The organism is Kitasatospora sp. NPDC057015 (assembly GCF_042673745.1).
Classification (GTDB): domain Bacteria; phylum Actinomycetota; class Actinomycetes; order Streptomycetales; family Streptomycetaceae; genus Kitasatospora.
Genome location: NZ_JBHUSG010000153.1, coordinates 1 through 1,264, shown reverse-complemented (window position 1 = coordinate 1,264; position 1,264 = coordinate 1). Strand labels below are relative to the sequence as shown.

Here is a 1,264-nt window from a genome sequence, read left to right as displayed (position 1 = left end):
GCCAGGTCCAGCACGTACAGCCGCCAGGGCGCGGCGTCGTCGACCCCGGTCACCCGCTTCTTGTAGGCGATCCTGGTGCCGTCGGGCGACAGGGACGGGCACTCGACGTTCTGGTGCAGGGTGGTGAGGGTGCGGGCGGCGAGGTCGCCGCGGACCAGGTAGGTCTGCCCGGCAGTCGCCAGGGTGGCGTAGAAGGTGCCGTCGTCGGCGAAGGTGACTCCCCAGATGTTGACGTCGTGGGCCTGGTAGGGGTGCCCGTCCTTGATCACCGCGAAGGTCTCCAGGTTGTCCTGGAGGCTCCAGTCCCGGGTGTCGACGATGGAGGTCCGGGTCGAGAAGTCCGTCCCCGCGTAGGAGTCCCCGCTGACGAAGACCGTCCAGGCGGCCAGGTGGCCGGAGGGCGAGACCCGGGCCCGGGTGGGGATGCCCGCCACCGGGAAGTGCCGCAGCTCGTGCAGGCTCCCGTCCAGCACGACGGCCCGGTAGGTGTCCTGCAGGGCGCCGCGCTCGGCCTGCAGGCAGACGCCGGTGCCGGCCGCCGCGTGGAAGCGCAGGCACTGCAGGCCGGAGGCGGTCCGCACGCCGTCGGGGTGGTCCGCGGGGACGCTGACCACCTCGTCGTGGTGCGGCCCCCAGGCCATGTTGCGGAAGACCAGCTGCCGTCCCGCCGAGGGGGCGTCGAGCCTGACCGCGCCGGGGACGACGGACGGGCCGCCGGGCTGCGCCTGGTCGCGGCGGCCCGAGCGGTCGGCCGCGACGAGGACCGCGCCGGCGCCGATGGAGCCCAGCGCCAGCACGGCCACCAGCAGGATCGTCATACGGGTGGCCAGCGAACGGCCCTGCGGGGGCCGGAGTTCGGTCACGAAGGCACCTCGGAGGAGTCTCGGGGTTCACGCAGGACGAAGGCGGCGCCGGCCACGCAGAGCGCCAGGGCGCCGGCCGACCAGGCCAGTGCGGTGGTGCCGCCGACGGCGCTCCAGGCCGCGCCGAAGGCCAGCGAGCAGGCGAACCTGGCCAGTGCCTGACCGGTGCCGACCAGGGCGAGTCCGGCCCCGCGCTGCGTCTCGGGCACCGCGTCGGCCGCCGCCGCCGCCAGCACGCCGTCGGTGGAGGCGTAGAACGCGCCGTGCAGCAGCAGGACGCAGAGCGCCACCGCGTCGCCGGAGAGCGGGCCGAGCAGCAGCCCGTACGCCAGCAGCAGCAGGCCGTGGCCGGCCAGGAAGAGCCGGCGCCGGCCGATCCGGTCGGCCAGGGCGCCGAGCGG

2 protein-coding genes are annotated in these 1,264 nt (G+C 75.2%); both read right to left on the bottom strand.

Annotation, left to right across the window (positions count from 1 at the left end):
- A partial coding sequence (locus tag ACFTWP_RS41805) for a TolB-like translocation protein (protein WP_380270407.1) occupies positions 1-818 on the bottom strand: 818 nt, incomplete at its 3' end.
- A gap of 41 nt (positions 819-859) precedes the next feature.
- A partial coding sequence (locus ACFTWP_RS41800) for an MFS transporter (RefSeq protein ID WP_380270406.1) occupies positions 860-1,264 on the bottom strand: 405 nt, incomplete at its 5' end.